Raw genomic sequence first — 26,099 nt, forward strand, 5'->3', positions numbered from 1 at the left:
CCGTCAAAAGAGGTCTTCGAGTTCGTCGTTCTGGAAGTCGTCGACCGGATCGTTCGGTTGGTCGTTTGCGCCCTGGTAGGCTTCGGCCGCACGGTCGAGGAAGGCTTCGAGCCGCTGGGAGCGTTCGACGCCGCCAAGCAACACCAGTGCGGCGAGGCGCTCACTGTCTAGTGGAAAGTCACCGCCCCGTACTTCGAGACTGCCGGTCTCTTCTTCGAGCCAGCGACGAGCGCGCTCGACGCCCTTCCGTGAGATACGGTCGGGCTGGCCGGCGATGACGAGCAGGGCCGTTTCGGCCTCGACGGCGTTCGGGAGGCTGGTCCCAGTCAGGAGGGCGTTGCGCGTGAGGCTCGTGATCGTGTTGACGTTCTCGGCGCTGTCCTCGCTTGCCTGTGCGCTTGCGTAGCCAAGCGCCGCGAGTCCACCCGGCCGGAGCGTGTTGATGATCTCACTGGAGTCGACGACGCTCTCGCCGACACCCTCGACGACTTCGCCCGAGGCAAGCAGGAGGCCGATCCGCTGGGCGATGTTGTCGTTGATCGTCGAGAACCCTTCCGCGACGCTCTCCTCGGCAGAGTGCCAGGCGTCGTTGTCCACGAGTAGCGTCGCATCGGCTTCCCGGGCAGCGGTCTTCAGCGAGCGGCCCGCGTTGGCCTGGTAGATCGAGCCCTCGCTCCGTCCGGGGAGGATACCCAGAACGTACACTGGCACGTCGTAGATCCGCTTGAGTTCCTTTGCCAGCACTGGCGCGCCGCCCGACCCGGTGCCACCGCCCAGGCCGGCCACAACCATCAGTGCCTCAGCCCGGGACGTAATTCGGCCGTCGAGGCCGTCCAATACTTCCGTCGCTTCGGCTTGCATGATCTCGGCGCCGAGTTCGTTGTCACCACCCACGCCGTGACCTTTAACCCGATCTTGGCCAATGACCATCGTCTCGATATCGAGCGCCTGGAGGTCGGTCTTAGCCGTATTGACGGCTAATGCCCCCTGAACGGCGTCGTATCCCCGTTCGTAGTCGTGGGTTGCCAGCGCCTCGGTGACCTTCCCACCGGCCTGGCCGAGACCAATCAGGACGACCTTCATACCCACAGCCTTGAGTCAGCGGGTATTCAACCTTGTGACAATTCACGAGTCGACGGAGGTTCGTCCCACCGCCGGTTCGCGTTCCGGTGGCGACGCGCCCTTGTAGGGCCAGGCCCTATCGAATCCATGTTCGACGATATCGATCCCGGCGAGCACGATGCCGTGTCACTCCGGCAGGCCTTCGAGACGGCTCTGCAGACGACCGTCGAGACGGCCGGCGTCGAGACGGTCCGGGACCAGACGGCCCTCGATCGGGAGACGATCGCGGCGATTGCCGCCGGGGAAGGACTCGATCTGACGGTCGCCGATGCGGCAGCGATCCGCGCCCTCGAGGATAGCCGTGATGCCCACGCAATCGCCGCCGACGCCCGCGACCGCCTGCTGTTGGCGATGTCGAGTGCCGTCCTCGACGTCGACGGACTGGCGGGCGCTCTCGACGCCGACGTGACTGCCAAAGAACTCCAGCAGAAAATCGAGGGGCGCCACCCGATGGGTCTCGGGGAGTATGCAGACGTGCTGGCCGCCGTCACGGAGGAACGGTGACCCGGGTCGTCATTCTTGGCTGTGGGTACGTGGGCTGTGCGCTGGCGGGCCAACTCACCGACTCCGATGTCGTCGGCGTGCGCCGGTCGGACGCAGGACTGGCAGCCGTCGAGGCAGCCGGTGGACGGCCGGTACAGGCAGACGTGACTGTGCCGGATGCCCTCGAAGCTGTGCCCGACGCCGACTGGCTGGTCTTTGCGGCGAGTGCCGGCGGTCGCGACGCCGAGGCGGCCCGGGACACCTACGTCGAAGGCCTCAAGACGGCCATCGACCATTTCGCCGCTCGATCCTCGCCCCCCGAGCGAATCGTCTACACTTCGAGTACGGGCGTCTACGGCGACCACGATGGAGCCCAGGTCGACGAAGATACCGCCCTGCAGCCGACGACCGAGAAGACCCGTGTGCTGGTCGAGGCCGAACGGATCGCCCGCCAGCGGCCCCCGGCAGGCATCGACGGGACAGTGGCTCGGTTCGGTGGGCTGTACGGTCCAGATCGGTACCGACTGGAGCGATATCTCGACGGGCCAGTCACGGCGGGCCATCTCAATATGGTCCATCGAGAAGACGCGGCCGGTGCGGTTCGCTTCCTGCTCGAAGCAAACCACGGGCGGAACGCTGTCGTCAACGTCGTCGACGACGAACCCGTCGAGAAGTGGGCGTTCGCCGACTGGCTCGCGAGTCAGTGTGAGGAACCCGACCCGCCCAAAGAGACACTGGCGAGCCGTCTCGAAGCTGTCGACTCCGACCAACGGCGACAGCGCCTTCGAGCGAACAAGCGCGTCAGTAACGACCGCCTCCGGGAACTCGGATACGAGTTTGCCTACCCCACGTTTCGTGAGGGGTATCGAGATGCGATCGCCCAGTACCTCGCCGACAGCGACGAGACCTGACGGGTGGCCCACCCGGGCCGAAAGTTCTTAACAGCCGGGGGAGACAGTGACCGGTATGTCGGCTTCGGTGCCCGCGGACATCGGGGAGGCGGCCGCGTCGCTGCTCGCCGAGGGCAGGGAGTTCGTCGCGGCCGACCCGCTTCTCGCTGGGGCGATCGTCCTCACGGGGTTGCTCGTCGTCGTCGGGCTCGCGGTGATCGTTCGCCGTCGCAGGCGCACGCCGGGCACGCGCCTTCGCAACGTACTGGCCGGGTACGATCAGGTAAGCGTCTTGCTGCACCCGAACCCCGATCCGGACGCGATGGCGGCCGCCCAGGGCGTCGCCGAACTGGCCGCAAGTGTCGACACCGATTGTACTCTCAAATACCCCGGACAGATCCGCCACCAGGAGAATCGCGCCTTCGAGACGGTTTTAGAACTGGATCTCGATCGAATCGAGGAGGCGGCTGCACTCGACGGCGAGGCGGTAGTGTTGGTCGATCACAACGAGCCACGCGGATTTGCGGGCGCTGACGGTGTCTCACCCGTAGCGGTCGTCGACCATCATCCGGGCGACGGAACGGGGTCGTCGTTCACCGACGTTCGCCCGTCGTACGGCGCCTGTGCGACACTCGTCACCGAATACCTCGACGCTCTCGGGTTCGAGCCGATCGATCCAGATGCCGCGACCGCGATCGAGACCGGCGAGCATCTCCCCCGGACGTTGCGACAGGCTTGCTGTATGGCATCCAGGCCGATACGAGCCACCTCACGAAGGGCTGTACCTCGGCCGAGTTCGAGGCTGCCTCGTATCTCTACCCAGGTATCGACGAAGATGCCCTCGATCGCGTCGCGAATCCGGAGATCGATACGGCGGTCCTCGAAACCAAAGCCCGGGCGATCATGGAACGGGACGTCCGTGGGGCCTTCGCCGCCAGCGACGTCGGCGAAGTCTCGAACGTCGACGCGATTCCACAGGCGGCCGACGAGCTCCTGTGTCTCGAAGGCGTGACAGCAGTCGTCGTACTTGGCGAGTCCGACGGCCGCCTCCACCTCTCGGGGCGCTCGCGTGACGATCGCGTCCACATGGGAAAGGCACTCCAGGCAGCCGTCGACGGTGTCCCGATGGCCGAAGCCGGCGGGCACGCTCGAATGGGCGGCGGTCAACTGCGTCTCGATCACATGGCCGGTCTCGGACCGAGCGAGGGCGTCTCCAGAGACGAGCTCTACGAACGCCTCTTCGAAGCGATGACTGGCGATCGACAGTAGCAGCCCCTGAGATGCTGCTTTTCTCGATCACTCGCAAAGGAGAGAAGCCGGCCAAGCGGTATCACGGCGGGCCTCACGAAGTGGCTGTGCGGACGTTTCGAGCCGACGAGGACCTACAAGTGTGTCGACACGAGTGGCGTCTGCGAAACCGACACGACCAAAATCAGGCGCTTCCGGAGAGAGCGAAGCGTTAGCTCGCGGCGATGACGTCGTCGATGCGGACGATCATCGTCGCGGCCTCGGTCGCACTCTCGAGGGCTTCGCGTTTGACGGCAGCAGGATCGATCACGCCTGCTTCGAGTGGGTCGGCGACGACGCCGGTCTGGCCCTCACTGATGAGCCCAGAGAGATCGCCGCCCTCGTAGGCAGCCCGGAGGTCGACCAGGGCGTCGATCGGGTCCATGCCGGTGTTCGTCGCGAGCGTGCGGGGAACGACATCGATAGCATCGGCGAACGCTTCGACGGCCAACTGCTTGCGACCCTCGACGCCGGCGGCTTCCGAGCGGACGTGGTCGGCGACCGCGATCTCGGTCGCACCGGCACCCGGGACGACACCACCGTGTTCGAGGGCAGCGGTCACGACGTCCAGGGAATCCATGATCGCGCGTTCGAGTTCGTCGACGACGTGTTCGGTGCCACCGCGGGCGAAGATCGTGACGGCCTCGGCGGCCGTGCCGCCTTCGATAAACGTCAGCTCCTCGTCGCCGTACATGCGGACGGACACACTGCCGGCCTCACCGAGGTCGCCGGCCTCGATATCTTCGACGGACCCGACGCGGCTCGCGCCGGTCGCGCCGGCGATGGCTTCCAGATCGTCCGAGCCCTCGATCGCCAGGATGCCGTGCTTGGCGAGGTACGCGCCAACCCGATCCTCGACGTCACCACTGACGAACACGACCCCGACGTCGAGATCGGCCAGTTGCTGGGCGTAGCCGCGCAGTTCCTCCTCTTCGGCCTCGATAGCGGCGTTGAGCTGATCGACGTTGTTGACGTTGTACTCGGCGTCGATGTTGCTCTCACGCAGGTCGAGATCGCTGTCGATGACGGCGATCGCGGCGTCCTCGACGGTACGAGGCATGTTGTCGTGGACCGGTTCCTCGTCGACGATGACACCTTCGACGAGTTCGGTCGCGCTAGAGGAAGAACCGACCTGAGCGTGGATCGTAATGTTCTCACGCTCGACGCGGCCGTCACGGACGTGGCTGATCGCTTCGACGACCGTCTCCGCGAGGGGGCCAGCAGCGACATCGCCGGTCCCTTTGCCAGTCATGCTGGATTCGGCGACCTCGATCAGCGATTCGTCGTCCAAGTCACCGTCGACGACGAGATCGTCGACGGCCTCGCGGGCGATCCGAGCAGCCTCGTGATACCCCTCGACGATCGTCGTCGCGTGGACATCGTCATCGAGCAGGTCCTCGGCTTTGGCCAGCAGTTCGCCGGCGAGGATCGAGGCCGTCGTCGTGCCGTCGCCGACTTCCTCTTCCTGGGTCTCGGCGACTTCGACGAGCATGTTCGCGGCGGGATGCTCGATGTCCATCTCGTCGAGAATCGTCGCCCCGTCGTTGGTGATGACGACGTCACCGTCGGAGACGAGCATCTTGTCCATCCCACGGGGGCCGAGGGTGGTGCGGACGGCCTCGCTGACCGCCTTCCCCGCGGAGATATTCGAACTCTGTGCATCTTTGCCCTGTGTGCGCTGGGAGTCGTCGCTAAGAATAAACATCGGCTGACCGCCCATGCGCGGCTGTCCGGACTGTGACATAGTGGATCTTCACTTAGTTCATCCATTGCGGTTCTATATAAATATTGCTATCCGCGCTTAGAATCCACCCAGAGCGGGACGCCCCAGGGTAGCACCGTTGGCCGTGCCAAGGGCCGTTAAGACGGCTATAGCGGCAGTCGACGGAACGTACCGCAACAAGCCACCGAGGCCGCCTTCCGAGCAATTCCAATGTGTGAACTGGGACGATCGACAGCCCACGGCACTCCCAGACGACTGTGTACGGACAACGCTCGCGGCGTGCGGGAAGGGCACCGGGGAAAGCTCGTCGGCCCACGATTGGTACCGGGACGGCGTTTGAGTGGCAGGGAGACGGCGTGATGGAGCGATGTAGCATGCATCGTTCGGGATTGAAACGCAGAAATCGCGGTTCGAATCCAACAGCCAAGGTGCCAGGAGCCGGCAGGGTTGGGTTTTTCAGCGGACGCAGAGTAGGAACAACTCGGCGACATTGGGACACTGGTGGTGAACCACCAAGAGAGGCGACCGAACTGCCGGACCGGAGCGCTGTCTCGGTCAGGAACACGCCGACAGCCTGGCGAAGTGACGGCCGGCACCGAACATCACGTCACGGTCGAGCGCCACTGAGTGCCGATTCCGACGGCGACCGCGCCCTCAGCGTTCGAGGACGAGGATATGGCGATCGAGGGACCGGTGGACACGACGCTGGAAGTGGGCTGTGACGGTCCAGCCAGCTTCCTCGGCGACGGTCTGCCAGGACCGATCGCCGACGATGACTGTCCGGGCCGCGAGTCGTCGGGCGTCCGCGAGTGCGTCGCCAACCAGCGCCGCCAGCGTCTCGCCGGTGATCTTCGTCTGTCGGCCGTAAGGCGCATCGAAGACGACCGCGTCGGCGGCATCGTCCGCGAACGGGAGTCGACGCGCGTCCCCCCGGCAGACGGCAAACTCCTCGTCGATCAGGGTGCCCAAATTCTCTCGGGTACCCTGGACCATCTTTTCGAGTGCGTCGACGCCGACGGGCGTGGCACCGACGAGCCCTGCCTCGATCAACAGCCCGCCGGTGCCACACATCGGGTCGAGAACGGTCGTGCCGGGCTGCGCACCAGCGATATTGACCAGCGCACGGGCGAGTGTGGGATCCATGCTACCGGGCTGGAAGAACGGGCGCTCGGTCGGGGCGCGTTCGGTAAACGTCCGTGGTGGGTCGGTAGCGAGCCACCCGATCGCACAGGCCCCTGCGTCCGCGCCGGACGCGACGTCAGCAGCCGGAGAGTCGCCAACCGACGGGGAGCCAGCGAAGACGACACGGAGTTCGTGATCTGGGTCCTCAAGATCGACGGTAAAGCCCGCTTCGACCAGCACCGAGCCGAGTTCGCGCTCTGTGGCCTGGGTGCTCACACCAGTCGCCCCCCTGACGTCACGGGCGCGGACGGCAACAGATCCCGTGCGGTGGAGCGCCGCCGATTCGAGAGTCTCTCGGGCCGCCGCAACTGTTGGCTGGGCCGTCCCGAGGAGGTCGCTCACGCGATGGGTAAGCGCCAGCTGTGAGATCCGATCCGAGAGAGTCTCAGCCGTCGCGAGCCCGCCGGCAACGACGGTGACGTCACTAGCAGCACTGGCTGCCTCGGTGGCCGCGAAATCGTCGTCGGTGCCGGCTAGTTCCAGCAGATACACGGTAGCACGGTCGCGGCGTCGGCGCTTGGCTCTGGCGGTTCGGTGTCGCAAACGGACGGTGGTGAGCATCGTTGGAGCAGCGTGTCAAAGAGCCCGTTATAGTCGATTTACTGCGGGGCAACCTGGGATGTGAAAATATGAAGACAGATATAGTGACAGAAGGCAGTGCAAGAGATAGAGGGTATATTCAACACGACGACCCGTTTTTCGTATCACAACTCCTGAACTCTCCGTTCACTGTGTCTTGGCACCCACGCAGAGAGCGTTCGCTTGCCGGTTCGGAAGCGGCTTTCCCACCACAAAGCCTATCCCGGCAAACTCGGTCGCTCCGCTATGACAGGTTCATCTCGTCGTGCAGTCCTTCGGTACATGGGGATCGGGTTCGGGGCTGGTCTCACAGGGTGTTCAGGCCTCTCTACTGACCAAACAGAACCGACCACCGAGCCTGTAAAGGATACGACAACAACCGCCGGGCCGACCACCGAACCGCCAGAGCCCACAGCAACCACCGAGCGGACGGACACGCCGTCCCCGTGTGCGACCGACCACGAACTCCCGTACTCAATCCCGGGAGCAGCGGAGACATACCAATCGGGAAGTGTCGAGATTCGAAACCAGACTGCATCCGAAACAACGGTCACGCTCGCCATCGCGCACGACGACAACACATTCTTTGCATGTTCACAGACACTCACCAACGGCGAATCACTGTCGTTCGACGGCGTGACAGCCACAGCTGGTCGGTATACCGTTACAGTGTCCGTCGAGGAGGGCCGGTCAACGACAACGGAGTGGCGGATCCCGTCAGAGCAGAACTATCCGATGTTACTCGTTAGTATTCGCGGCGATGATGAGCCAGTCATCGGGTGTCCAGGAGACCGCGAAGTCTCGATACAGGTCCGTAACGTGACCGACAGCAGTGCCAGGGCCGAGTTGACCCTCCGGCGTGACGACCGGGTTGTCACAGAGAGATCTGTCCAAGTAGACCCGATGTCCAACACAGATGTGTCACTCCCGCTTCCGATTGGGGATTTGTACGTACTTGAAGTTTCCAGCGAAGAAGGACGGGCTGAAAAGCGCATCTCGGCGTGTCGGGGGTACGAAGAGAAGCGAATCACGGCCACCATCGATTCTGGACAGGTCGAACTCGATTCGAGACGAATCGTTTGGGAGTAGAATCTCACTATCGTTGGGACTTACATCGCCAACATCTACCAAGATGCGTCGTCGCTGAATGGCAACCAACCGGTGACCGATCCGCACCCTGTCTCTTGGACGGAGGACCTGACAGATGTGGCAAAGGAAAGCGCCAGAATTTCGCTATGACACACTTCGGGATACCCAAGGCATATCGCCGATCCCGCCTGTCCGGGCCTGAAATGGCCGGGACCCCGAATATGGGGGTGCTTATATATCTTAAATACCAACCTTTATAAGACTTAAATACGATTTATGACGCGAACCATGGCTGATCCCAAGGAAACGATCAACATCGAAAACGTAGTGGCCTCGACGGGCATCGGTCAAGAGCTCGACCTCCAGAGCGTCGCGATGGACCTGGAGGGGGCCGACTACGACCCCGAGCAGTTCCCCGGGCTGGTCTATCGGACCCAGGAACCGAAGTCGGCGGCGCTGATCTTCCGCTCGGGCAAGATCGTCTGTACCGGTGCCAAAAGCACCGACGACGTCCACCAGAGTCTCCGCATCGTCTTCGACAAATTGCGGGATCTGGAGATTCAGGTCGACGAGGATCCCGAGATCGTCGTCCAGAACATCGTGACGTCGGCGGATCTGGGCCGGAACCTCAACCTCAACGCGATCGCCATCGGACTGGGCTTAGAGAACATCGAGTACGAACCAGAGCAGTTCCCCGGGTTGGTCTATCGTCTCGACGATCCCGACGTCGTTGCGCTACTCTTTGGCTCGGGTAAACTCGTCATCACCGGTGGCAAAGAGCCCGACGATGCCAGAGAAGCCGTCGACAAGATCGTCTCCCGGCTCGAAGAGTTAGGCCTGCTGGAGTAAGCCAGCCCCGGATCGTAGAAGACGGCTCGATTCGGATCGGTCTCTCTCGTCTGTAACCGTCGAGCGTCTGTCGACGGTCAAATCTGTTCTCTCAGGACGTCCGCCAGTCACGGATTCGGACACCGAGTTCGATCGCCGTCCAGAGTAGCGCTCCGAGTATCGCCCCGACCACCCCGTAGAACTCGACGAAGCCGATCCAGGTTGGCAAAATGTACAACGACAAGTCGTAGAACTGCCGAAAGATGGAAACGCCGCTCTCGCCATCGTCGAGCGTCGACGCGTTTCGGAGCCGGTCGATCGGCGGGCCATCCGAACCGGGGCCTGTCCCGAGGCGTTCGGCGTCGTAGGGCATCGTCGAGAGGTCCCGTTCCCAGACGATTTCGTGGTCGGGTGTGACCTCGAGAACGCGTTGTCCGTAGGTATCGACGATCAGTGTGTTACCATTCGGGAGTCGGTCCGCGTCTCGCGGCCAGTGGAGACTGCCACTGTAAGCCCAGGTCCGGGTCCAGGTGTCGTTGGTCCGACGATACTCGACGACACGATCGTTCTCGCTGTCGGCGATCAAGACGACTGGCGGATCGCGCTGGAGAAGGTCCGGATTGTGCTGTTCTTTGATGATGTCGTGGTTGTCCTGTTCGCCGAGTGTCCACTCGACGGTCTTCGTCGAGCGGTTCACGAGCACGACCCGGTCGAAGTTACGGGGACTGAGCAGGAACGCCGAGCCGTTGTCGACGACATCGACGTCGTTGAGGTGGGTGTACCCGCCGACACCGGATGGTTCACTCGACGGGGCCTCACCCGCTTCAGGATACTCCGGGAAGTGCTCGGCGAAGCGATACTCCCAGACGATTCGCTGTGCGCTTGCATCGTAGACGTAGGCGCGGTGGTTGTACTTGTCAGCGACGACGTAGCGATCGTTTCCGAGAGCGTCCACGTCGTGAGTGTCGGAAGGCACCTCGAAGCGGTCGATCAGTTCGTCCGTTTGCCAGTTGTAGACGATAGCCGATCCGTTGCCGCTTGAACGCTCTTCGACGAACAAGAGCCGTTGGGCCGAGAGGGGGTCGACGTCGTAATAGAGGACGTTCTCGGCAGCCGACTCGTTGGCGTACTCCCAGAGCAACTCCCCGGAGTCGGTATCGACTGCGACCACTCGGCCGTGCCCGGACGTGCCGAAGGGTCCCTGGATGCCAGCGAACGTGACATTCGAGAGGGCAGTCGCGTTCCCGTCCACCGTGACGTTCGTGTGAACAGTGTCGGGTTCATGCGTGAGTCCACTGACGACGGCGGGAGCGAGCAACACGAGGACGACCCCGAGGACCACTAGCCGTCGAAATCGCCAGGACGAGGTGTCGAGGGTCATGGTCCCGTCACTGTCTCTCGAACCGCACGGCCTAGGCTCAGACCGCTGTCGTGAGTCGAGTGACGCTGGACAAGATGCGTCTCGGCGAGGGACACAACCATACTAGCTGGGTGAGTAGTCAAACAGCGGCGATATCTGTCTTGTGATCTGTAGGTGAATTGACCCAGACGGCTGCTTGGTCCCCAGGAAGGCGATCGAAACCCGATCGTACATACCGGCGGCGTTCCAACGGCGAGTATGCTGCTCCAGACCGGGATCGCAGCCCCGATCGTCGCGACGATCGCGATCTTCCTGGCCGTCTCGGTGTTCTATGCGCTTACCCTCCACCTCGCTGCAACCTTCTTCCTCGGCGACGTCCCCAGTCAGAAGGCCGCCACGGTTGGTCCCGTGCCGGCGATCGTCTCGATTCTGCTGGGCCGGTGGGGCATCGAGAGTGTCGCCTTCATCTCGGCAGAACTGGGCGTGCTGGTCGTCGTCAGCGCGACGCTACTGGCCGACGGGCTAGCGATCGCGAGGACCTATCGACTCGATAGATGGGCGACAGTAGCCCTGACGCTGTTGCACTTCGCGTTCGCGACCGCACTCGGGATTTCGCTGGCGAACCTGCTGGGCTTTGTCTGACAGTATTGCTACTCCCGACCACTTCTGCGATCGTATACGAACCGAATATTTTGTCTAGGCAGTTCGTTTGAGATATATACACGCATATCGAGCGGTTTATCACTGTACGGTATTGTACTACTTACACACAATGACAGACGTCGCGATCATCGGTGGCGGGCCGGCCGGTTTGGCCGCCGCCGTCTACACGGCACGCGCAGACCAGGAAACGCTCGTCTTCGATAAGGGCGATGGCACGACCAGAGACGTCGACTGGATGGAGAACGTCTACGGCTTCCCGGAGGGGGCAAGCGGTCCCGAACTCGTCGACGTAGGCCAGGAGCAGGCGACGAAGTTCGGCGCGGAGATCGTCGAGGAGGAGGTCGTCCAAGTCGGCGAGGAGGGCAACGGCTACTCGATCGAGACCGAGGTCGACGACTACGAGGTCAAAGGCGTCATCCTCGCGACCGGCGCGTCCTACGAGAGTCCCGCGATCAAAGACGTCGACGACTACGAGGGCGGCGGCGTCTCCTACTGTGTCGAGTGTGACGCTTTCTTCTACCGCGACAAGCCGGTCGCAGTCGTCGGCGCGGGCAACTACGCCGCAAAGGAGGCGATGATGCTGCTGGATTACACCGACGACGTCCGCGTACTGACCAACGGAAACGACCTCGACATGGACGAGGCGCTGCTCGAGCAGCTCGACAGCGAGGGCATCGAAGTCATCGAAGAGCCGGTCGATCACATCGTCGGCGACGAGGTCGTCGAGGGCGTCGAACTCGACTCCGGCGAGCAACTCGACGTCGAAGGCGTCTTCATCGCGCTGGGTGCTGCTGGCGGGACCGACATCGCCGACATGCTGGGCATCGCGCGTGAAGGCTCGTACCTCGACGTCGACGAGGACCAGTACACCGGCGTCGACCGCGTCTACGCTGCCGGCGACCTGACTGGCGGCCAACGCCAGGTCAACGTCTCCGTCGGCGAGGGGACCACCGCGGCGATCAACCTGCTGGAGGACTTCCGGGGCGGCGAGTACATCGACTACAAGAAAATCGAAGCCTGAGGAGCCAGTTCGAGTCGGCAACAGAGAGCGGTCCCAAGCGTCTTCGTCCGTCGCCGACCAGCAAGCCGCCCAGGCGACGAGAGACGGGAGTTATGGATGAAAGCAGTTATTCGTCGGGACGGGAAACAGGGGGGTAATGATCCACAGTCACACAGGAGGGGGTCTCGCATGCGCGTCGTAGTGAAATTCGGCGGGACCAGTCTCGGCAGCGGCGAGCGCATCGAGCGAGCGGCCGACTCGATCGCCCAAGTGGTCGAACAGGGCCACGAAGTCGCCATCATCGCGAGTGCGATGGGGTCGACGACCGACGACCTGCTGAGCGAGATCGAGTTCGAGGCCGACGAGGCCGATCGAGCAGAGATCGTCAGCATGGGCGAGCGCACGTCGGTCCGGATGCTCAAGGGAGCCCTGGCGGCCCGCGGGATCGACTCTGCGTTCTTCGAGCCGGGCGTCGAAGACTGGCCGATCATCACCGACGAGTACGGCGAAGTCGATGTCGACGAAACCCAGAAACGTGCCCACGCACTCGCTGGCCAGCTACAAGACGTCGTGCCCGTTATCACCGGATTCCTGGCGGAAGACCACCACGGTGACGTCACGACGCTCGGCCGCGGCGGCAGCGACACGACCGCCGTGATGCTCGGCAGCTACATGGAAGCCGACGAGGTGATCATCGTCACCGACGTCGAGGGTGTCATGACCGGCGATCCGCGCGTGGTCGAAGGCGCTCGCAACGTCGGCGAGATCACCGTCGACGAACTCCGGAACCTCTCCTTTCGGGGGGCCGAAGTCGTCGCCCCCAGCGCGCTGGCGTACAAGGGCGGCACGATGGACGTCCGGGTCGTCCACTACCAACACGAGAATCTGCTGTCTGGCGGGACCTCGATCGAAGGTGAGTTCCAGAAGCTGATCGACCTCCAGGAGAACAAACTCTGCTGTGTGACCGTCGCCGGGCGGGCGATTCGAAACCAGGCGGGAATCCTCGCTGAACTCTCGACGGCACTGGCCGAGGAGGACATCAACGTCGAAGCAGTGTCCAGTGGCATGGACTCGGTCACGTTCTATCTCGACACGGACGTCGCCAAAGACGCCGAGGCGATCCTCCACGACGAGGTCGTCGACGACGACACCCTCTCGAGTATCACGGTCAAACACGAGATCGCCATCATTCGCGTCACCGGCGGTGAACTCCCGGACGAACCGGGCGTCATCCAGCAGGTAATCGATCCCGTCTCCGCGGCCCACATCAATCTCCTCGATGTCGTGACGAGTGCGACATCGATCGCCGTGTTCGTCCCCTGGGAAGACCGTGAACAGGCACTGAAGCTGATCCAGAAGGCGTTCTGACTGCGACGCGGGGCGATCTTTCAGACGAATGTCGACAGCGGTCACTGGCCACGGCTGAGTCGGGTCCCGACCCGGCGTGGTAAGGATGTCCCTCGGACAGCTGTCAGCACTTCCCCGACGTCGTATTCGACGCGGCGCAGTTCAAACGTCATCGCATCGAGATCGACGACCGCGTAGGCCGCCCGCGGGTCGCTGTCGCGAGGTTGCCCGACGCTACCCGGATTCAGGACGATCCCCTCCGTGAATTGCTCGGCGTGTTGGACGTGGGTGTGACCGAGCACCAGGACGTCTTCGTCGCCGAGCAACCCCGGCCCGAATTCCTCGGGAAACGTGTAGTGATCGGGATTGTCGGGATGGCCGTGGACGACTTTCAGCCGGCCGTCGAACAGTTCTTGCTCGGTCGGCAGCGACGCGAGCCACTCTCGCTGGTCGATCGATAGTTGCTCACGTGCGTACTCGACCCCGGCGGCCGCCATGTCGTTGAACGACGGGTACTCGCCGGTCGCGACAGCCCGGTCGTGGTTCCCCTGGACGGTCGGGATCTCGCGCTCGCGGACCCACTCCAGACAGTCCGCCGGCCACGGACCGTACCCGACGACGTCACCAGCCGAGACGATCCGATCGACGTCGGGAAGGTCGGCGACAACCGCCTCCAGGGCGACCTTGTTCGAATGAATATCGGAAATGACAGCGATTTTCACACGCTCCGTTCACACTCAAGAAAGTTAGAAGTGATAGTTTCACGTTGGCAAGACAAGACGATAGCGGCGCAGTCGTCGTGGCTCGCCTGTTGGCAACTCGCCTTACTCGTTGACGATCGCCGTCTCGAAATCGCCCGGGCTGCCGGCGACGCCGGCCGCACAGACCACATGTTCGAAGCGATGATCGTACACCTCGCGTGCGGCATCGGCGGCGGTCGTGGCGTCGAGGTCGAAGCCCACTGGCTCGTCACGCTCGTAGGTCGCCACGAGCGTCGGTTCGGTGACGGCTTCGACCAGCAGTGCGTCCCGGCGAACGATGCCGATTGCCGCCCCGGCTTCACCTGCAGTCGGATCCTCGCCATCGAGGCCGACGATCCCGGCGATCCGGGGCGTGTCGTAGTCGTCCTTCTCGAAGTCGAGGGCTTGCAGGGGACCGGCCAGTGCGTCCCGGGCCGGGACGCCGAGGGCGAGTTTCTCGGCGATCGGATCGACGTGTGAGCCGTTACCGATGACGGCACCGCGATCAGTCACCTGCACGCAGTTGTAGGAGATGTAGGGGTTGTCCGTCTCGGGGGCGTCTGCGGTCGGCGCCACCGTGATCGTCCCGTCACGATCGAGTGCCTTCCGGTTTGGAAACGAGCGCGAGGAGACCCGATACGCGCCCACGTCCGGTCCAACGACGACGAATCGGCCAACGTACATAGACGACCCCACCCAGCCATCCCAGAAAGCACGTTCGGTTTCCACTCGAAACGGGTGGCCTCACTCCAGCAACGCGAACCGCTCGGTGTGGGCAATGTCGTCGGCGGCGTGGCCCACCATGAGGTCGAATTCGCCGGGTTCGGCGGCCCACTCACGGTCGGCCGTCCAGAACGCCAGGTCAGTATCCTCGATCGTGATGGGCACGTCGGCGCGTTCGCCGGGCGCGAGTTCGACGGTCTCGAAATCTAGTAGTTCCTTCTCGGGTCGAGAGCGACTCCCGACGAGATCGCGAACGTAGAACTGGACGACGTCCCGGCCGGCGACGTCACCGACGTTCTCGACGGTGACTGTCGCTTCGAGGGTCTCGCCGGCATCGATGGCATCCGTCGACAGCGTCAGGTCGGTGTAGGCGAAGCCGGTGTAACTCTGGCCGTGACCGAAGGCGAACAGCGGTTCGTTCGGCGCGTCGATGTAGCCCGTCGTGTACCCGCTCTCGGCATCCTCAGCGGGACGGCCGGTCGGCAATCGGTCGTGGGCGAGAGGGACCTGTCCGACGGAGGAGGGGAAGCTCATCGGGAGATGGCCCGCAGGGACGTGTTCGCCAAAGAGCGTCTCGGCGACGGCCGGCCCGCCTTCGACCCCGGGATGCCAGACGTCGAGAATGGCCGGGACCGACTCGGCCAACCAGTCGATCGCGAGCGGGCGGCCGTTCATCAACACGGCCACGACAGGCGTGTCAGTCTCGGCGAGCGCCTCGACCAACCGCCGTTGGTGGCCGGGCAAGTCGATATCCGCCCGGCTGGCCGCCTCACCCGTGATTGCAGCCGTCTCGCCGACGACGGTGACTGCCACGTCGGCGTCGGTGGCCGTTTCGACCGCCGCCTCGATCGACGCCTCGGTCACCTCACCCGGGAGTTCGTAGCCCGGCGCGAAGGGGACCGCCCGATCGAGGAACGATTCGAGCCCCTCGCGGACCGTGATCGCGTCCTCGGGCCGGCCCTCGAAGCTCCAGGCCCCGAGCGTGTCCTCGCCGCTGTCGGCCAGCGCGCCGACCAGTGCGACATCGGCCTCGGGATCGAGTGGGAGCCGGTCGCCCTCGTTTTGCAGGAGGACGAAGGACTCGCGAGCGGCTTCGCGGGCGGCCTCGCGGTGTTCGTCGGCGAGCATGGCCTCCTCGCGGCGCTCGGCGTCGAAGTACCGGTAGGGGTCCTCGAAGAGGCCGAGCAGGCCCTTGACCGTCAGCACGCGCCGGACGGCGTCGTCCAGACGCTCCTCGCTGATGTCCCCCTCGCGGACGAGACCGGGGAGTTCGTCGATGACGACCTCGCTCGCCATGTCGATGTCCGAGCCAGCCTCGATGGCCTTGCGCGCTGCCTCGCGGCGGTCCGTGGCCGTGCCGTGCTGGATCTGTTCCCGGAACGAGGCCCAGTCCGAAACTAGCACGCCCGAGAAGTCCCAGTCGCCCTTGAGCACGCCGTCGACGAGCGATTCGTGGCCGCTGGCGGGGATGCGCTCGTGGACGTTGAAGGCGTTCATGAGCGAGCCGACGCCAGCCTCGACGCTCGCTTCGAACGGCGGGAGGTGACGTTCACGCAGGGCCGTCTCGGAGACGTTGACGGTGTTGTACTCCCGGCCACCCTCGACGGCGCCGTAGGCAGCGAAGTGTTTCGCGCAGGCCAGAACTGTGTCGGGATCGCTCAGATCCTCGCCCTGGAAGCCGCGGACTCGGGCCTCGGCGAAGGCACTGCCCAGGACTGGGCTCTCGCCGGCCCCCTCCATGACGCGACCCCAGCGTGGATCCCGCGAGACGTCGACCATCGGCGCGAACGTCCAGTTGTGGCCGGCGGCGGCCGCTTCCGTGGCTGCGATCCGTTCGGCCCGCTCGGCCAGGTCAGGGTTCCAAGAGGCCGCCTGGGCAAGTGGGATCGGAAAGATCGTTTCGTAGCCGTGAATCACGTCGAAGCCGATCAACAGCGGGATACCCAGGCGTGACTCCTCGACGGCCAGTTGCTGAAGGTGGCGTTTCGTCTCGAGATCGGTCGCGTTCAGCAACGAGCCGGCTTCGCCGTCGGCGACGGCACTCTCCAATGCTGCCCCTCGTCTTCGGTCCCCGTGACGAAGTGGACCGACCGCTGGTTGAGTTGGCCGACTTTTTCTTCGAGCGTCATTTGCTCCAGTAGCGAACTGACACGCGACTGGATCTCGGCCCGACGTCCGTCCGCAACGTACTGGCCGAGCCGACCGTCCGAAAGTGGCATGATATAGAGCGCTACGCTCCCGCGCCCATTTTAATCTTTGCAGAACAATTTCATCCTCGAAATAGCCGCGGCGGAATGAAGACGGTCCAACCAGCCAGTGAGGCTGCCGATCACGGACAAATATTCGCATTTCTAATACATATAGAAATTGTTAGGTTGGATGTTACACATACATCTGCGAATATCTATTCCGCCGAAAAACGGGGTTAGAAAGTTATTCAAGGCAGGTTTCCGTTTCTTGACGCATGGCGAAACGACATTTACACGACAACGAAACAACTGTCGATGACTGGGCGTTCGTCGACGACGAAGGAACGTTCAAACTGGACGCCCCCCAGCGGTCGAGCTATCTGTATTTCCCGCTGGTCAACGAGGCCGGCATCATGTCGGCGATCACGCCGAAACTCCACGGCGATATCAACGCGAGCCAACACGAGTTCCTGACGCCGCCGACAGCCGTCGAGGACCTGCACAACAAGCGCACGGCCCGAAACTTCTGGGTGTACGAACACGGCGAGGGGCCGTGGTCGGCCGCCGGCAACAGTGCCACACAGATTCCCGACGAACGGTCCGACGGCGTGGAGTCTGTCTCGATGGAGGGGGCCTCCTTTATCACGAGATCACCCGTCAAAACGACGAGCGCGGGCTGAAAGCCGAGATTACCAACTTCGCGCCGGTGCGCGACGACATGGTCGAACTGATGCGTGTCCGGGTCACGAACACCGGCGACGACGCCAAGACCATCACACCGACTGCTGCGGTACCTCTCTACGGCCGTTCGGCCGACAACATCCGCGATCACCGCCACGTCACTTCGCTGCTGCACGAGACCTGGACCGACGAGTACGGCGTCCTCGTCAGTCCGACGCTCTCCTTCGACGAGCGTGGCCACACGCGCAACGAGACGACCTACGGCGTCCTCGGAACTGACGCCGACGGGACGGCTCCCGAGAGTTTCTACCCCGTCGTCGAGGACTTCATCGGTGAGGGCGGTAACCTCGAATGGCCTGAAGCCGTCGTCGAGGATCTAGAGGGCGTTCCGGCCGGCACCGAGGTCGACGGCTACGAGAGCCTGGGTGGCCTGCGCTTTTCGACGACCGAACTCGATCCCGGCGAAACCGCCGAATACGTCGTCATGCAGACGGTCTGGGACGGGGAGCCCGATCCGGCGACGCTTGTCGACCGGTACGGCTCAAGCGAGGCCTTCGCCGAAGAACTCGAAGCCTGCCAGGCCCACTGGACCGAGAAGTCCAGTGCCGTCGCGTTCGACACCGGCGACGACACCTTCGACCAGTGGATGCGCTGGGTCACGCTCCAACCGGTCTTCCGACGTCTCTTTGGCAACTCCTTCCTGCCGTATCACGACTACGGCCGCGGTGGCCGTGGCTGGCGGGACCTCTGGCAGGACATCCTCTCGCTGTTGCTAACTGAACCCGACAACGTCACCGATCTCCTCTATCACAACTTCGCCGGCGTGCGCTTCGATGGCTCGAACGCGACGATCATCGGCGACGAGCCCGGCGAGTTCAAAGCCGACCGAAACAGCATCCCCCGCGTCTGGATGGACCACGGCGCCTGGCCGTGGCTGACGACCCGCTTCTACCTCGATCTCAGCGGCGATCTGGAGTTCCTGTTGCGCGACCAGCGCTACTACAAGGACCTCCACGTCAACCGGGCCAGCGAGCAGGACGACGCGTGGTCGCCCGCCGAGGGCACCGAGTTGTACACGGAGGACGGCGAGGTCTACGAGGGCACCGTCTTAGAGCACCTGCTCGTCCAGCACCTCACCCAGTTCTTCAACGTCGGCGAGCACAACGTGATGCGCTTGGAAGACGCCGACTGGAACGACGCCATGGACATGGCCCCCGAGCGCGGCGAGAGCGCCGCCTTCACCGCGCTGTATGCATGGAATATGCGCGACATGAGCGAGTTGCTCGGCGATCTCCAGACCGAACTCGGCGTCGAAGAGATCGAGATCGCTCAGGAGATGGAAACGCTGCTCGACACGCTCGGCGAGTCAGTCGACTACGAGGACCCCGAAGCCAAGCAGGCCCGACTCGACGAGTACCTCGACACCTGGGAACGGACGGTTTCCGGCGAGACGGTGGCCGTTTCGATTGAGGCCCTGGCAGCCGACCTGGAAACCAAGGCTGCGTGGTGCTACGAGCAGTTGCGCGACCAGGAGTTCATCGAGAACGAGGACGGCCACCAGTGGTTCAACGGTTACTACGACGACAGTGGCCGGCGCGTCGAAGGCGACCACGAGAACGGCGTCCGGATGACTCTGACCGGGCAGGTCTTCACGCTGATGGGCGAGGTCGCGACCGACGAACAAGCCGATGCGATCGTCGACGCCGCCGACGAGTACCTCTACGAACCGAAGATGCGCGGCTACCGGCTGAACACCGACTTCGAGGAGGTCAAGACCGACCTCGGGCGTGGCTTTGGCTTTGCCTTTGGCCACAAGGAGAACGGCGCGATGTTCAGCCACATGGCCGTCATGTACGCGAACGCGCTGTACCGCCGGGGCAAGGTCGAGGCCGGCCACAAGGTCCTCGCTGGCATCTACGAACAGAGCAAAGACTTCGAAGTCAGCCGCATCTACCCCGGGATTCCGGAGTACTTCAACGAGCGGGGCCGCGGGCTGTACACGTTCCTCACCGGCTCGGGGAGCTGGCTGCTGTTGACGACGGTCACGGAGGTCTTCGGCGTCACGGGTGAGCTCGGGGACCTGCTGCTGGAACCGAAGTTACTGGCCGAGCAGTTCGAGGACGGCGAGGCGAGCGTGACCTGCCAGTTCGCCGACCGCCGACTCGACGTGACTTACCACAATCCTGCCGAGGCTGACTTTGGCGACTATGCGATCAGCGAGGTCACACTGAACGGCGAAGCTATCGCCTTCGAACGGACCGACGACGGCGTCGTGATCGATCGCGACCGCGTGACTGCCCTCGACAGCGAGGCAGTCCACGACCTCGACGTCACGCTCGAATAGCGACAGAGAGCAACGATACGATCCACACTACCCCAACTATGGACCGACACTCATTCGACGACCGCAACCGATTCGTTATCAGCGAGTACGACGACCGCGATCCCTTTTCGAGCTTCCTGCCCGGCATCGCCGGCGAGATGGGCATCCCGCTGTGGGTGCTGTACGTCAACCGCGGGCAGGCCATCACCAGTATGGGCGTCGGCGACAAGGACAGCGCGATCATGGAGTTCTTGCCGGCGAACAAGGCCTACCGCCAGACAGCGAAGGTCGGCTTTCGGACCTTCCTCGACGTCGACGGCGAGTTCTACGAACCGTTCGCCCCCGATTCGGCGGGCAACCGGGAGATGGCCGTCGGCGCGAACGAACTCGAACTCACCGAGACCCACGACGAACACGGCCTCGAAGTGACCGTCCGGTATTTCACTGTGACCGAGGAGCCGTTCGCGGGACTGGTCCGGGAGGTCGATATCGAAAACACCGGGACGGAATCGGTCGAACTTTCGGTACTGGACGGTCTGCCAGTCGTCGTCCCCGACGGCGTTCCCGACGAGGAGCTCAAGTTCGTCGCCCGGACCAGCGAGGCCTGGATGGCCGTCAAGCACCTCGAGTCGGGCGTACCCTTCTACCAGGTCAACCCGACGATGGGCGAGGAAGCGACGCTCGAGGAGGCCGACGGCGGGCACTTCTACACGGCCGTCGCCGACGGCGAACAACTCGACCCGGTGGTCGATCCGAACGTCGTCTTCGGCCAGGAGACGTCCCTCTCGGCCCCCGATCGGTTCCGTGACGGCGGGCTCGATGCCGTCTACGACGCTGAACAGATCACCGTCGGGCGGACGCCGTGTGGCTTCTTCGGTACCGAGGAGACCCTCGCACCCGGCGAGACCCTCTCGCTGGAAGAGCTCGTCGGCCACGCCAGCGAGCACGAGCAGGCACTCGATCACGCCGCACGGCTGGACGCCGAGTTCGCCGCCCAGCAGCGCGAGCGAGCCAACGATCTCGCCAGGGACCTGACGGATCACGTCGCCGTCGAGACGGCAGACGAGACCTTCGACGAATATACCCGCCAGACGTTCTTCGACAACGTGCTCCGTGGCGGCTGGCCGGTCTTGCTCGGCGAAGACGAGGATGTCGTCCAGCACGTCTACTCCCGCAAACACGGCGACCTCGAACGGGACTACAACGACTTCTACGTCGCCCCCGAGTTCTACTCCCAGGGCAACGGGAACTTCCGTGACGTCCTGCAGAACCGCCGGGAGGACGTCTGGCTCAAGCCCGGCGTCGAGGACTTCAACGTCGTCTCCTACATGAATCTCGTCCAGGCCGACGGGTACAACCCGCTGGTGCTTGAGGGCAACCGCTTTTTCGTCGAACCCGCGGATCGAGACGCGATCCTCGATCTGGTCGAGGCACCCGACGCCGTCGAGGACACCCTCGAAGACGCCTTTACGCCCGGCGGGCTCCTCACCGCCGCGATCGTCGAAGACGGCGGTCTGACGGTCGATGCAGCGGCGTTCCTCTCGGTCGCCCTGGAGAAAGCCACCCGCCACTTCGAGACCTCCTTCGGGGACGGCTACTGGGTCGACCACTGGACGTACAACCTCGATTCCATCGAGAAGTATCTGGACATCTACCCCGATCGCAAGGCCGATCTGTTCTTCGGCCGCGAGGAGTACACCTTCCAGGACACCGCCGTCAAGGTGCGCCCGCGAAAGCTGAAGTACGTCGACATCGACGGCCAGATCCGCCAGGCCAACACGCTCGAACACGACGAACAGAAGCGGGAACTCATCGAATCGCGGGACGCCCGACCGTACGCGGTCCGGACCGACGACGGCCACGGCGAGGTCTTCGAGACGAACCTCCTCGGGAAACTCACCGCACTCGGGCTGGTGAAGTTCGCAACGATGGACCCGAAAGGCATGGGCATCGAGATGGAGGCCGGCAACCCCGGCTGGGACGACGCGATGGCCGGCCTCCCAGCGATTTTCGGGTCGTCGATGCCCGAGACCTACGAACTCTCCCGGCTGCTCGCGATGGCAAGAGACGCCATCGCGGACGCCCCGAGCGAGGTCGAGAGCCTCACGCTGCCCGTCGAGATCTACGATCTGCTGGAGGAGGTCCGGGACGCACTGGCGTGGTACCGCGAGACCGATCGCGATGACCGCGATCACGCCTACTGGGATCGGATCGCGACCGCCCGCGAGCGCTATCGCGATCGCGTCCACTGGGGCTTCGACGGCGAGACCGTCGACCTCGACCTCGGGGAACTGGACGAGGCCCTCGCGGCCTTCGAGGGGAAAGTCGACGACGGGATCGCTCGCGCCAAAGACCGCAACGACGGCGAGGTCCCGACGTACTTCCGGTTCCACGTCGAGGAGCACAGTGAACGCAACGTCGATGAGGTTCCCGAAGGGCTCGATCACGACGCTGCCTTCGTCGAGGTGGAGTCCTTCGAGCCCGAGCCCCTCCCGCTGTTCCTCGAAGGCCCCGTCAGAGCGCTCAAAAGCGGTGCCGAGGCGGGCAATGCGGCGACGATCTACGAGCAGGTCAAAGACAGTGGGCTCTACGACGAGAAGCTGGGCATGTACAAGGTCAACGCCGATCTCTCGGACCAACCCTTCGACATCGGCCGCGCCCGCACGTTCACGCCCGGCTGGCTCGAAAACGAGTCCATCTGGCTCCACATGGAGTATAAGTACCTCAAGGCGCTGCTGCGGGCTGGCCTCTACGAGGAGTTCTTCGCCGACCTCCAAGAAGCGGCGATTCCCTTCCAGGATCCCGAGCAGTACGGACGGAGTCCACTGGAGAATTCCTCGTTCCTCGTCTCCTCCGATCACCCCGACGAATCCCTGCACGGCCGCGGGTTCGTCGCCCGGCTGACCGGCTCGACAGTGGAGTTTCTCAGCATGCTCCATCACATGTTGTTCGGCGAGCGTCCGTTCGGGCTCGAAGACGGCGAACTCACCCTCACCCTGGACCCGCGACTGCCCGACTGGCTGTTCGACGACGGCCGCCTCACGGGCACGTTCCTGGGTGAGACGACCGTCGAGTACCGCAATCCGGCGGGCGAGGACACCTTCGGGGACGGTGTCGCCCCGGCGGCCGTGACCATCACGTTCGAAGGCGGCGAAACCGTGGAGGTCGACGGTAGGACGGTCGGCGAACCGTACAGTCGACGGGTCCGGTCGGGAGAGGCCGAACAGATCACGGTCGAGCTGCGCTGACACCCGATACGGAGACGCTCACGAGACGCCCTCTTCTTTTCCGGCGAATATCCGGCCGTCGGTGAGTCGATAGACGGCTCGTGCCGCCAGCAGTGCGATCGCGATTTCGAGGCCCCCAGCGGCCAGAAAGGCAGTGAGGAAGCCATAGCGGTCGGCGACGACGCCGCCGACGAGGAACCCCGCAAGCATCCCGAGACTACCAAAGACGTTGAACCCGCCCATGGCCGACCCACGCTCGCTGGCTGGGACGAGATCAGTCACGAGCGCCATCGTCGCTGGGGCGACCGCCGCCCCGCAGACCCCGACGACGACCATCAGCGCCGCGGCGAGGGCGAACACCGGCGCAACTCCCACGGCGACGATCGTCACACCGTAGAGGAGTGAGCCGACGACAACGGGGAGAAACCGCCCGACACGATCGGAGAGATGCCCCATGGGATACTGCAGCGCTGCGAAGGGGAAGAAAAACAGCGCGAGGGTGACGCCGGCGAGTGCGGGGCCGACGCCGAAGGCATCGGTGAAGTAGGCAACCCCAGTGAGTGCAAAAAAGCCGGCCGTCAGGCGATCGATGAACCCGAACGCGTAGGGCACGATCAATGCCGGTCTCCCGCGCAATCGAGCCAGCAGCGGGCCGAAGTCGAGACCGCCGCCCGACGTCCGGTCCGGGACCGTCGCCGCGAGTAGCGCTGCGCCGGCGAGGACGGCTGCACCCGCGTACAGCGGAGCGAGGGGATCGACCGTCGAGAGCCCACCGCCGGTAATCGAGCCAAGTGCTGCGCCAAAGCCGATCGCCGCCCCGGCAGCACCCATGTTCCGGCCGTGGCCACCGGCGAGATCCATCAACTTCGTGATCGACAACGAGAACGCACCGATCGTGAACGCGCCGCCGAGCACCCGAAGCACCAACACACCGTCGAAGCCAACACCCAGACGCGGCGCGAACGCGACAGCGAGGTAGCTAGCTGCGCCCCCGGCCGCCCCGACGACGACCAGCGGCGTCCGCCGGCCGAGCCGATCGCTTGCCAGTCCCCACAACACCGCACAGACCACGAACGCACCGAACTCGGCGACCAGAAACCAGGTTCGCGGGAGGATTCCCCCACCACCGCCCAGCGCCCGGACCAGCTGCTCGAGGCCGGGATAGAGAAACACCTGTGAGACCAACACGGCCCAGACAACGAAGGCCAGGCGCCTCCGCTCGGTCATGGGTGAGGAAAGCGAGCAGCCTGCTCGAACAGCCGACACTCCGGGGGAAGGCTGATCCAGACAGCTCCGCCTGGCTGTCCCGTTTCGAGACGCATCGTCAGGACGATCGCACCACGTCCCCTTCAATGCTGTCAGGAGGGACCAGTGGGTCCGACCAGGAGTCGAATCCAGCTACGGAAGCAGTCGCTCACGGATTCGTTCGCGACAGAAGTAGTCCATCCTGGATTCGAACCAGGGTCGCGAGCCCCAGAAGCTCGCAGGATTGGCCACTACCCTAATGGACTGGGCGTACTGCAAATCTGGTGATTCCACAACTAAACACTGTCGCTTTACCGCGAGTCTGTCATCGATTCGCGAGCGTCGAAGCGGCTAGTTCCGAGATGTCGTCGTGCCCTGTACGATGACCGTTTGGGCACGACACGTGACAGCACCCGCTGTCGGCCCGTTCGCTGCAGAAGCCGAAATCGGCATATCGTGGCCCCTCCAATGGCGCGTGTGGACGAGCAGACGATTATCGCGGAACTGACCGTAGCATCCGCACGCGTCGTGCTCGGGCCGACACTCGCCAGTGATCACGACGTGACGGTGTACGCCGAGCGATTGCCGGTCTCCCACGAGGAGACGACCTGGTTTCACGTGACCGTGCTGACGTCGGATTTCCCCGCCTTCGAGGAGGCGCTTGCGGCCGATCCGACTGTCGCCGCAAGCGAGGTCTTTGGGGCCGACGCCGACCGGCGAACGTATCGCCTGACTATCGCCCCGGACGTCCCGGTGATGACCGAACACGTGGCCAGTTTCGGCGACGAACTGCTCGATCTGCGTTCGACGGCCGAGGGGTGGCGCGTCCGTATCCGAACGACCGACCGGGAGTCGATCCGCGAGTTCCTCTCGTTCTGTGGCGACCACGATATCGATTGTCGACTCGAACGAGTCTTCGAAGCGCGCCAGCCGATCGGTGAGCTGCCGGTCCCCCTCGAAACTGATGCCCACGAGGTCTTGTCTGTGGCTCACGAGGCAGGCTACTTCGACGTACCCCGCGAAACTGACCTCGCGACCCTGGCCGACCGCTTCGACGTCGCCGAGTCCACGATGTCGGTGCGGCTCCGCCGGGCACTTGGACACCTCGTCGAGAGCGTCCTCCCCGGGGAGGACTGACGACTCCGCTCGGCGCGATCGCCGGGCGTGCCGGTCGATCGAACGCCGTGCCGTATAAACCCCGAAGTACTTCGCGACAACAGGCATTCAGCCCCATCACATACCATCGAACGGTATGACACGGAACACACCGATCGACGAAACGCTAGAACTGTCCGAGGGCCGCGCGGCGGTTCGCGTGACGGTGGACGTCGACGGTCGCCGACTCGTCTACGACCGGGCTGACCTGGCGTCGATCGGCTTCGACGCCGGCAAAGCAGAACCGCAGTGAAACCGCCCGA

21 protein-coding genes, 1 tRNA gene and 1 pseudogene are annotated in these 26,099 nt (G+C 63.9%); 13 read left to right on the forward strand and 10 right to left on the reverse strand.

All coding sequences use genetic code 11. The annotated features are described in order from the left end of the window. Window positions 1-3: 3 nt before the first annotated feature. Window positions 4-1,083, reverse strand: coding sequence for a tubulin/FtsZ family protein (locus Hrd1104_RS09690; protein WP_154552571.1), 1,080 nt, complete (start codon window positions 1,081-1,083; stop codon window positions 4-6). Window positions 1,084-1,209: 126 nt separating this feature from the next. On the opposite strand from Hrd1104_RS09690, the gene Hrd1104_RS09695 reads away from it, so the two are divergent. The 3 genes and pseudogenes from Hrd1104_RS09695 to Hrd1104_RS13585 all read left to right on the forward strand — a co-directional run bounded on the left by Hrd1104_RS09695 (window position 1,210) and on the right by Hrd1104_RS13585 (window position 3,764). Further along, window positions 1,210-1,626, forward strand: coding sequence for a DUF5791 family protein (locus Hrd1104_RS09695; protein WP_154552572.1), 417 nt, complete (start codon window positions 1,210-1,212; stop codon window positions 1,624-1,626). Further along, window positions 1,623-2,516, forward strand: a complete 894-nt coding sequence (locus Hrd1104_RS09700) for an SDR family oxidoreductase (protein WP_154552573.1) — start codon at window positions 1,623-1,625, stop codon at window positions 2,514-2,516. The genes Hrd1104_RS09695 and Hrd1104_RS09700 overlap by 4 nt, the downstream gene beginning before the upstream one ends. Before the next feature lie 55 nt (window positions 2,517-2,571). Then, window positions 2,572-3,764, forward strand: a pseudogene (locus Hrd1104_RS13585) (bifunctional oligoribonuclease/PAP phosphatase NrnA). 190 nt (window positions 3,765-3,954) lie between these two features. Here Hrd1104_RS13585 and thsA read toward each other — a convergent pair. Together thsA and Hrd1104_RS09715 are read right to left on the reverse strand one after the other, a co-directional pair. After that, window positions 3,955-5,502 carry a thermosome subunit alpha gene (gene thsA, locus Hrd1104_RS09710; protein ID WP_154552574.1) on the reverse strand — a complete coding sequence of 516 codons (1,548 nt, stop codon included), beginning with the start codon at window positions 5,500-5,502 and terminating at the stop codon, window positions 3,955-3,957. A gap of 657 nt (window positions 5,503-6,159) precedes the next feature. Continuing rightward, window positions 6,160-7,179: a methyltransferase domain-containing protein gene (locus tag Hrd1104_RS09715; RefSeq protein WP_154552575.1), complete on the reverse strand. Its 1,020-nt coding sequence runs from the start codon at window positions 7,177-7,179 to the stop codon at window positions 6,160-6,162. Window positions 7,180-7,512: 333 nt separating this feature from the next. On the opposite strand from Hrd1104_RS09715, the gene Hrd1104_RS09720 reads away from it, so the two are divergent. Then, window positions 7,513-8,355 (forward strand): hypothetical protein, encoded by an 843-nt coding sequence (locus Hrd1104_RS09720; RefSeq protein ID WP_154552576.1) that lies wholly within the window; start codon window positions 7,513-7,515, stop codon window positions 8,353-8,355. A gap of 288 nt (window positions 8,356-8,643) precedes the next feature. Beyond that, window positions 8,644-9,204 (forward strand): TATA-box-binding protein, encoded by a 561-nt coding sequence (locus tag Hrd1104_RS09725; RefSeq protein WP_154552577.1) that lies wholly within the window; start codon window positions 8,644-8,646, stop codon window positions 9,202-9,204. Between the two features lie 91 nt (window positions 9,205-9,295). Here Hrd1104_RS09725 and Hrd1104_RS09730 read toward each other — a convergent pair whose 3' ends face one another. Continuing rightward, complete coding sequence (locus tag Hrd1104_RS09730; RefSeq protein ID WP_154552578.1) at window positions 9,296-10,564, reverse strand: PQQ-binding-like beta-propeller repeat protein; 1,269 nt, start codon at window positions 10,562-10,564, stop codon at window positions 9,296-9,298. A gap of 237 nt (window positions 10,565-10,801) precedes the next feature. Between Hrd1104_RS09730 and Hrd1104_RS09735 the strand changes: the two genes are divergently transcribed. The 3 genes from Hrd1104_RS09735 to Hrd1104_RS09745 all read left to right on the forward strand — a co-directional run bounded on the left by Hrd1104_RS09735 (window position 10,802) and on the right by Hrd1104_RS09745 (window position 13,574). Further along, window positions 10,802-11,185, forward strand: coding sequence for a hypothetical protein (locus tag Hrd1104_RS09735; RefSeq protein WP_154552579.1), 384 nt, complete (start codon window positions 10,802-10,804; stop codon window positions 11,183-11,185). 130 nt (window positions 11,186-11,315) lie between these two features. Beyond that, window positions 11,316-12,227 (forward strand): NAD(P)/FAD-dependent oxidoreductase, encoded by a 912-nt coding sequence (locus tag Hrd1104_RS09740; RefSeq protein WP_154552580.1) that lies wholly within the window; start codon window positions 11,316-11,318, stop codon window positions 12,225-12,227. Window positions 12,228-12,395: 168 nt separating this feature from the next. Continuing rightward, the gene (locus Hrd1104_RS09745) at window positions 12,396-13,574 is read left to right on the forward strand and encodes an aspartate kinase (protein WP_154552581.1); all 1,179 of its coding nucleotides are present in this window, start codon (window positions 12,396-12,398) and stop codon (window positions 13,572-13,574) included. Between the two features lie 41 nt (window positions 13,575-13,615). On the opposite strand, the gene Hrd1104_RS09750 is transcribed toward Hrd1104_RS09745, so the two are convergent. The 4 genes from Hrd1104_RS09750 to Hrd1104_RS13345 all read right to left on the reverse strand — a co-directional run bounded on the left by Hrd1104_RS09750 (window position 13,616) and on the right by Hrd1104_RS13345 (window position 17,235). Then, window positions 13,616-14,275, reverse strand: coding sequence for a metallophosphoesterase (locus tag Hrd1104_RS09750; RefSeq protein WP_154552582.1), 660 nt, complete (start codon window positions 14,273-14,275; stop codon window positions 13,616-13,618). A gap of 102 nt (window positions 14,276-14,377) precedes the next feature. Beyond that, window positions 14,378-14,977: an IMP cyclohydrolase gene (locus Hrd1104_RS09755; protein ID WP_154552583.1), complete on the reverse strand. Its 600-nt coding sequence runs from the start codon at window positions 14,975-14,977 to the stop codon at window positions 14,378-14,380. A 60-nt stretch (window positions 14,978-15,037) separates the two neighbouring features. Continuing rightward, window positions 15,038-17,065 carry a glycoside hydrolase family 3 N-terminal domain-containing protein gene (locus Hrd1104_RS09760; RefSeq protein ID WP_229770449.1) on the reverse strand — a complete coding sequence of 676 codons (2,028 nt, stop codon included), beginning with the start codon at window positions 17,063-17,065 and terminating at the stop codon, window positions 15,038-15,040. After that, complete coding sequence (locus tag Hrd1104_RS13345) at window positions 17,023-17,235, reverse strand: hypothetical protein (protein WP_229770450.1); 213 nt, start codon at window positions 17,233-17,235, stop codon at window positions 17,023-17,025. Before Hrd1104_RS13345 ends, Hrd1104_RS09760 begins: the two co-directional genes overlap by 43 nt. 245 nt (window positions 17,236-17,480) lie before the next feature. On the opposite strand from Hrd1104_RS13345, the gene Hrd1104_RS13350 reads away from it, so the two are divergent. Genes Hrd1104_RS13350 through Hrd1104_RS09770 form a run of 3 tightly spaced genes read left to right on the forward strand, consistent with a single transcriptional unit; the run spans window position 17,481 to window position 23,457 of the window. Further along, window positions 17,481-17,885, forward strand: coding sequence for a hypothetical protein (locus Hrd1104_RS13350; RefSeq protein WP_229770451.1), 405 nt, complete (start codon window positions 17,481-17,483; stop codon window positions 17,883-17,885). 26 nt (window positions 17,886-17,911) lie between these two features. Beyond that, window positions 17,912-20,230, forward strand: a complete 2,319-nt coding sequence (locus Hrd1104_RS09765) for a GH36-type glycosyl hydrolase domain-containing protein (protein ID WP_229770452.1) — start codon at window positions 17,912-17,914, stop codon at window positions 20,228-20,230. Between the two features lie 38 nt (window positions 20,231-20,268). Next, entirely contained in the window at window positions 20,269-23,457 is a 3,189-nt protein-coding gene (locus Hrd1104_RS09770; protein ID WP_154552584.1) for a cellobiose phosphorylase, read from the forward strand. A gap of 18 nt (window positions 23,458-23,475) precedes the next feature. On the opposite strand, the gene Hrd1104_RS09775 is transcribed toward Hrd1104_RS09770, so the two are convergent. Together Hrd1104_RS09775 and Hrd1104_RS09780 are read right to left on the reverse strand one after the other, a co-directional pair. Next, window positions 23,476-24,663, reverse strand: a complete 1,188-nt coding sequence (locus Hrd1104_RS09775; RefSeq protein ID WP_154552585.1) for an MFS transporter — start codon at window positions 24,661-24,663, stop codon at window positions 23,476-23,478. Between the two features lie 211 nt (window positions 24,664-24,874). Continuing rightward, window positions 24,875-24,947 (reverse strand) — tRNA-Gln (locus tag Hrd1104_RS09780). A 202-nt stretch (window positions 24,948-25,149) separates the two neighbouring features. Here Hrd1104_RS09780 and Hrd1104_RS09785 point away from each other — a divergent pair. Together Hrd1104_RS09785 and Hrd1104_RS13135 are read left to right on the forward strand one after the other, a co-directional pair. Next, complete coding sequence (locus tag Hrd1104_RS09785; RefSeq protein ID WP_229770453.1) at window positions 25,150-25,818, forward strand: helix-turn-helix domain-containing protein; 669 nt, start codon at window positions 25,150-25,152, stop codon at window positions 25,816-25,818. A gap of 115 nt (window positions 25,819-25,933) precedes the next feature. Then, entirely contained in the window at window positions 25,934-26,089 is a 156-nt protein-coding gene (locus tag Hrd1104_RS13135; protein WP_195837576.1) for a hypothetical protein, read from the forward strand. Window positions 26,090-26,099: the final 10 nt, after the last annotated feature.

Origin of the sequence: Halorhabdus sp. CBA1104, assembly GCF_009690625.1 — an archaeon.
Classification (GTDB): Archaea; Halobacteriota; Halobacteria; order Halobacteriales; family Haloarculaceae; genus Halorhabdus.